At 71.9% G+C, this 6,564-nt stretch carries 6 protein-coding genes; 5 read left to right on the forward strand and 1 reads right to left on the reverse strand.

The window, feature by feature from the left end; all coding sequences use genetic code 11:
* On the reverse strand, positions 1 to 527 hold a 527-nt coding region (locus JWQ05_RS12660; RefSeq protein ID WP_299658801.1), incomplete at its 3' end, for a CoA transferase.
* Between the two features lie 209 nt (positions 528 to 736).
* Between JWQ05_RS12660 and JWQ05_RS12665 the strand changes: the two genes are divergently transcribed.
* The 5 genes from JWQ05_RS12665 to JWQ05_RS12685 form a co-directional block, all read left to right on the forward strand.
* Positions 737 to 1,966 (forward strand): acyl-CoA dehydrogenase, encoded by a 1,230-nt coding sequence (locus tag JWQ05_RS12665; protein WP_299658802.1) that lies wholly within the window; start codon positions 737 to 739, stop codon positions 1,964 to 1,966.
* 67 nt (positions 1,967 to 2,033) lie between these two features.
* Positions 2,034 to 3,011, forward strand: coding sequence for an NAD(P)-dependent oxidoreductase (locus JWQ05_RS12670; protein ID WP_299658803.1), 978 nt, complete (start codon positions 2,034 to 2,036; stop codon positions 3,009 to 3,011).
* A gap of 43 nt (positions 3,012 to 3,054) precedes the next feature.
* Complete coding sequence (locus tag JWQ05_RS12675) at positions 3,055 to 3,990, forward strand: dihydrodipicolinate synthase family protein (RefSeq protein WP_299658804.1); 936 nt, start codon at positions 3,055 to 3,057, stop codon at positions 3,988 to 3,990.
* Between the two features lie 19 nt (positions 3,991 to 4,009).
* Positions 4,010 to 5,740, forward strand: a complete 1,731-nt coding sequence (locus JWQ05_RS12680; RefSeq protein ID WP_299658805.1) for an IlvD/Edd family dehydratase — start codon at positions 4,010 to 4,012, stop codon at positions 5,738 to 5,740.
* A 74-nt stretch (positions 5,741 to 5,814) separates the two neighbouring features.
* Positions 5,815 to 6,564: fumarylacetoacetate hydrolase family protein (locus tag JWQ05_RS12685; protein WP_299658806.1), on the forward strand; the 750-nt coding region annotated here is incomplete at its 3' end.

Genomic DNA, 6,564 nt, shown 5'->3' on the forward strand with positions numbered 1-6,564 from the left:
AGGGGCGGGCGGTCCGCCTCGCCGTTGAGCGCCATCAGGCCGGCCTCGCCCTGCACCACGATGTCGTATCCGGGCCGCGCCGCCTCCGGCCCGTCGGAGGCGTAGCCGGAGATCGAGCAATAGATCAGGCCCGGGTTCTCGGCGCTGAGGGCCGCGTAGCCGAGGCCCAGGCGGTCGGCGCCGCCGGTCTTGAAGTTCTGCACCACCACGTCGCTGGTCCGCGCGAGCGCCCGCGCGGTGGCGAGCCCCTCCGCCGTGGTGAGGTCGAGGGCGATGGAGCGCTTGTTGCGGTTGGCGCTGTCGAAATACGAGGTGTTGGTCGCCCCCGTGGGCAGTCCCCAGTCGCGCGTGTCGTCGCCGCCCTGCGGATGCTCGACCTTGATCACCTCGGCGCCGAGATCCCCTAAGCACATGGCGGCCCACGGGCCGGCGAGCACCCGCGAGAGATCGAGCACGCGGATGCCGGCGAGCGGCAGGCAACGGGACAGGGGGTCGGAAGCCTCTTCGCGCGCGCTCGTGTCGCCCATGGCCGGTTCTCCGCGTCCCGCCCGCCGCCCGTCTTCGCGGGGCTGACGTCTTTCTTCGTGAGGTTGACGTCATGGCGCGCTTGGCGGGCCGGGGCAACGTCACGGGTCTCTCGCGGCGGATCTCCGGCGGCTGGTCTCCCCGGCCGGGCCTGTTAGGATCGCCGGCAACGGGCGAGGAAACCGCCCAAGACCGTCCGGAGGACAGACCCATGAACGCCCCGACGCGCCCGCCCGGCTCCGCCGCGCCCACCGCCCCCGCCTCCGCGCACTTCGCCTGGGACGATCCCTTCCTCCTCGCGGATCAGCTCACCGGGGACGAGCGCGCCATCCACGAGGCGGCGCAAGCCTTCGCGCGGGAGGAATTGCTGCCCGGCATCGTCGAGGCCTACGCGGGGGAGACCAGCAATCCCGGCCTGTTCGCCAAGATGGGCGAGCGCGGGCTGCTCGGGGTGACGCTCCCCGAGGAATACGGCGGGGCGGGTGCGTCCTATGTGGCCTACGGCCTCGTGGCGCGGGCCGTGGAGGCGGTGGATTCCGGCTACCGCTCGATGATGAGCGTGCAATCCTCCCTCGTGATGTACCCGATCCACGCCTACGGCTCGGAAGACCAGCGCCGCAAATTCCTGCCCCGGCTCGCGTCGGGCGAATGGATCGGCTGCTTCGGCCTCACCGAGCCCGATGCCGGCTCCGACCCCGCCGGCATGAAGACCCGGGCGGAGAAGATCGACGGCGGCTACCGCCTGTCGGGGGCCAAGATGTGGATCTCGAACGCCCCCTTCGCCGACGTCTTCGTGGTCTGGGCGAAATCCGACGCGCACGAGGGCGCGATCCGGGGCTTCGTCCTGGAGAAGGGCATGAAGGGCCTCTCCGCCCCGACCCTGAAGGGCAAGCTCTCGTTGCGCGCCTCCACCACGGGCGAGATCGTGATGGCGGACGTGGAGGTGCCCGAAGACGCGCTGCTGCCCAACGTCTCGGGGTTGAAGGGGCCGTTCGGCTGCCTCAACCGGGCGCGCTACGGCATCGCCTGGGGCGCCATGGGCGCCGCCGAGGATTGCTGGCACCGGGCCCGCGCCTACACCCTGGAGCGCAAGCAGTTCGGGCGGCCCCTCGCCCAGACCCAGCTCGTCCAGAAGAAGCTCGCCGACATGCAGACCGAGATCGCGCTCGGCTTCCAGGCCGCGCTCCGGGTCGGGCGCCTGTTCGACGCGGGGAAGATGGCGCCCGAGATGATCTCGCTGATCAAGCGCAACAATTGCGGCAAGGCCCTCGACATCGCCCGCACCGCCCGCGACATGCACGGCGGCAACGGCATCATGGGCGAGTACCACGTCATGCGCCACGCCCAGAACCTCGAGACGGTGAACACCTACGAGGGCACGCACGACGTCCACGCGCTGATTTTGGGGCGGGCGCAGACGGGGTTGCAGGCGTTTTTCTGAAGGCGAGCCGACCCGCCGGGTTCAGAACGTCCCCTTCCGAAGTTCGTCCCCGAGCAAGGTAGCCCCGTTGAGCGCATCCGACACCGACCGTCCCCTGGTCGTCCTCACCAACCCGATCCACGCGGAGGCGGTGGCCCTTCTGGCGCCGCAGGCGCGCGTGGTGACTGCCCCGGACACGGCCCCCGCGACCCTGCGGGATTTGGCGCGCGAGGCGGCGGGGCTGATCGTGCGGGCGCAGCTGCCCGACGACATCCTCGACCACGCGCCGCGCCTGCGCGGCATCGTGCGCCACGGCGTCGGGCTCGATTTCGTGCCGCTGGAGGCCGCCACCGCGCGCGGCATCCCGGTGGCGAACCTGCCCGGCAGCAACACGCAGGCGGTGGCCGAATACGTCTTCGCGGCCCTGTTCCACCTGCGCCGCCGCCTCGGCCCCCTCGACGGCGCCTTGCGCGGGGCCGGCTGGGGTCCCGCCAAGTCCCTGGCGAGCGATCTCGCCGAGATCGGCGGCACGACGATCGGCATCCTGGGCACCGGCGAGATCGGGCGGCGCGTCGCCCGCATCGCGCGGGCCGGCTTCGGCATGCGGGTGCTCGGCCATTCCCGCAGCGCCCGGACCGAGGACGGCCTGTTCGAGGCGGTGGATCGCGCCGCGCTGTTCGCGCAGAGCGACGCCGTGGTGGTGGCTTGCCCACTGACGCCCGAGACGCGGGGCCTCGTCGACGAGACCCTCATCGGCCGGATGCGGCCGGACGCGGTGCTGATCAACGTCGCGCGGGGCCCCATCGTGCGGGCCGAGGCCCTGGCCGCCGCCCTGAGGGCTGGAACCATCGGCGGCGCGGCCCTCGACGTCTTCGATGTGCAGCCGCTGCCCGAGGACCACCCGTATTTCGCCTGTCCCAACCTGCTCCTGACCCCGCATGTGGCCGGCACCAGCGCCGAGAGCCTTCGGGTGATGGGGCTCGGGGCCGCCGAGGAGATGCTGCGCATCCTGCGCGGCGAGCCGCCCCGCAACCTCGTCAACCCGGCCGCCCTGGCGGTGCGCTGATTTCCGCCCGGCGGCCCCCGCCGTCAGACCCTCTGAGGACACCATGGCTCTCACCAGCGCGATCAAGGGGGTGATCCCCATCGCTCCCACACCGTTCCACCCCGACGGCCGGGTCGACGAGACCTCCCTCGACCGGATGTGCGATTTCTTCGCGGGCGCCGGCATCGACGGCCTGACCATCCTGGGCCAGCTCGGCGAGGCGCCGAAGCTCGACCATGCGGAGGCGGTCGCCATCGCCAGGCGGGTCGTCGGGCGCACGGACGTCCCCGTGCTCGTGGGCGTCTCGGCCCCGGGCTTTGCCGCCATGCGGGCCCTCGCCCGCGAGGTGATGGAGCTGGGGGCCGCCGGCGTCATGATCGCGCCGCCCAACACCCTGCGCACGGACGATCAGGTGGTGGCCTATTACCGCAACGCCGCCGAGGCCATCGGCGCGGACGTGCCCTTCGTGATCCAGGATTACCCGCTGACCTTCTCGGTGGTGATGACGCCCGCCGTCATCCGCCGGATCGTCACGGAGAACCCCTCCTGCGTCATGCTCAAGCACGAGGACTGGCCGGGGCTCGACAAGATCACGACCCTGCGGGGTTTCGAGGCTGACGGCTCCATGCGCCACATCGCGATCCTCACCGGCAATGGCGGGCTCTTCCTCGATTTCGAGATGGAGCGCGGGGCGGACGGCGCCAATACCGGCTACGCCTTCCCCGAGATGCTGGTGGACGTGGTGCGAATGTCGGCGGCGGGGGAGCGCGACGCGGCCCACGACCTCTTCGACGCGCACCTGCCGTATCTGCGCTACGAGCAGCAGCAGGGCCCGCTCGGGCTGGCGGTGCGCAAGTACGTCTTCCAGCGTCGCGGGATCTTCGCCTCCGACGCCCAGCGCAAGCCGGCCGCCGCCCTGTCGGCGCAGGGCAAGGCGGACGTCGACTACCTCCTGTCGCGCATCGCCCGCGTCGACCCCCGCGCCCGCGTGGCATCCTGAGAACGGAATCGGACCGATCATGAGCAAGGGTCTGCGCAAGGGCCTCACCAGCTACGGCGATGCGGGCTTCTCCCTGTTCCTGCGCAAGGCCTTCATCAAGGCGGCGGGCTACTCGGACGACGCCCTCGACCGGCCGATCGTCGGCATCACCAACACGGCGAGCGACTACAACCCCTGCCACGGCAACGCGCCGGCCCTGATCGAGGCGGCCAAGCGCGGGGTGATGCTGGCCGGCGGCCTGCCCATGGTGTTCCCGACGATCTCGATCCACGAGAGCTTCGCGCACCCGACCTCGATGTACCTGCGCAACCTCATGGCGATGGACACCGAGGAGATGCTGCGGGCCCAGCCCATGGACGCGGTCCTCGTCATCGGCGGCTGCGACAAGACCCTGCCGGCGCAGGTGATGGCGGCGGCGAGCGTGGACCTGCCCACCGTGGTCATCCCGGTCGGCCCCATGGTGGTGGGCCACCACAAGGGCGAGGTGCTCGGCGCCTGCACCGATTGCCGCCGCCTCTGGAGCGCGCACCGGGCCGGCGAGATCGACGAGGCCGAGATCGAGCGGGTCAACAGCCGGCTCGCCCCCTCGGTGGGCACCTGCATGGTGATGGGCACGGCGAGCACCATGGCCTGCGTGATCGAGGCCTTGGGCCTTTCCCTGCCCATGAGCGCCACCGTGCCGGCGCCGCACGCCGAGCGCATCCGCATCGCCGAGTTGAGCGGGCGCCGCGCCGCCGAGATGGCGGTCTCGGGGGGCCCACGCCCGAGCGAACTCCTGACGCCGGCGGCCTTCCGCAACGCGCAGGTGGTCCTGCAGGCGATCGGCGGATCGACCAACGGCCTGATCCACCTGACCGCCATCGCCAACCGGACCGCCTGCCGAATCGACCTCGACGCCTTCGACAGCCTGGGGCGGGACGTGCCCGTGCTGATCGACCTCAAGCCCTCGGGGCAGCACTACATGGAGCATTTCCACCATGCGGGCGGGATGCCGGCCCTGCTGCGCAACCTCGGCGATCTCATCGACCGCGACGCCCTGACGGTGGCGGGCGGGACGCTCCGCGACGTGGTGGCCGTTGCCGAGGACGTGCCGGGCCAGAGCGTGATCCGCTCCGTCGACGACCCGATCAAGCCCGTCGGCGCCATGGCGGTCCTGCGCGGCAACCTCGCCCCGCGCGGCGCGCTGATCAAGCACAGCGCCGCGAGTCCCGCCCTGCTGCAGCATACCGGCCGGGCCGTGGTCTTCACGTCCGTCGAGGACATGACGACCCGGATCGACGATCCCGGCCTCGACGTGGCGCCGGGCGACGTGCTCGTCCTCCAGAACGCCGGGCCGAAGGGGGCGCCGGGCATGCCGGAGGCGGGCTACCTGCCGATTCCGAAGAAGCTCCTGGCGCGGGGCATCAAGGACATGGTGCGGATCTCGGACGCCCGCATGAGCGGCACGGCCTTCGGCACCATCGTGCTGCACATCACGCCGGAATCGGCCGTCGGCGGCCCCCTCGCCCTGGTCCGGACGGGGGACACCATCCGCCTCGACACGGCGGGGCGGCGCATCGACGTGCTGGTGGACGCGGCGGAGATGGAGCGCCGCCGCGCCGCCCTCGCCCCCGCGCTCCGGCCGGATTGGGCGAAGCGCGGCTACGCGCGCCTCTTCCACGACACCGTGCTGCAGGCGGACGAGGGCTGCGACTTCGATTTTCTGCAGGCCGAACCGACTTTGCAGGCCGAACCGACTTCGAAGTCCTGAGCATACGGGCGCGCGAAGGCGCGCAAATCCGGTAGAGACCGGGCACCTGCCCGCACCGCACACGAGGCCCGCCGATGACCGACGCCTTCGACCCCCGGCCCGCCGCCGACCTGCTCCACGCGGCCTACCGCGAGGGCCGGCAACTCGCCGAACTCCCCGAGGCCGTCCGCCCGCGCACGATGGCCGAGGGCTACGCCATCCAGGACCGGCTGCTCGACGCCATCGGCGACGAATTCGCCGGCTGGAAGCTCGCCATCGGCAGCCACAAGGGCAAGCGCAGCTCGGGCGTCGGTCGCTCCATCGCCGGGCGCGTGCTGAAGGGGCAGCTTCACGCGGATGGCGCGGAAATCCGGATGCCGCATGCCGGGGCGGTGACCGTCGAGTTCGAGATCGCCTACGTCATCGGGCGCGACATCGCCCCCGACGCGCCGGTGGCCGCAGCCGCGAGCGTCGTCGCCGAGACCCGCGTCGCGTTCGAGCTCGTGCTGTCGCGCTTCCTCGACCGGCGCGCCGTCGGCTGGCCGAGCTTCTGCGCCGACAATTCCGCCTTCCAGTCCCTGGTGATCGGGCCGGCGATCGGATCGGGCGACCTCGCCGCATTGGCCGACAGCCTCGTGGTGGCGGTCGACGGGGTCGAGCGGGTCCGCGCCGTGACGGGCGAGGACGAGACCGACCCGCTGGCGGCGCTGACCGATCTCCTCGCCGTGGCCCGCGAGCGCGGCGTGACGATCCCCGCCGGCAGCATCGTCTCCACCGGCACGCTGTCGGTGCCCTTCGATCTCACGGGGCCCGCGACGATCACGGCGCGGTTCGCGGGCCGGACC

Origin of the sequence: Methylobacterium sp., from assembly GCF_028290105.1 — a bacterium.
GTDB lineage: Bacteria > Pseudomonadota > Alphaproteobacteria > Rhizobiales > Beijerinckiaceae > Methylobacterium.

Excerpts from the sequence above, each read along its gene's own strand:
- JWQ05_RS12665 (WP_299658802.1), top strand. The coding sequence starts at position 737 with ATGAACGCCCCGACGCGCCCGCCCGGCTCCGCCGCGCCCACCGCCCCC.
- JWQ05_RS12675 (WP_299658804.1), top strand. The coding sequence starts at position 3,055 with ATGGCTCTCACCAGCGCGATCAAGGGGGTGATCCCCATCGCTCCCACA.
- JWQ05_RS12680 (WP_299658805.1), top strand. The coding sequence starts at position 4,010 with ATGAGCAAGGGTCTGCGCAAGGGCCTCACCAGCTACGGCGATGCGGGC.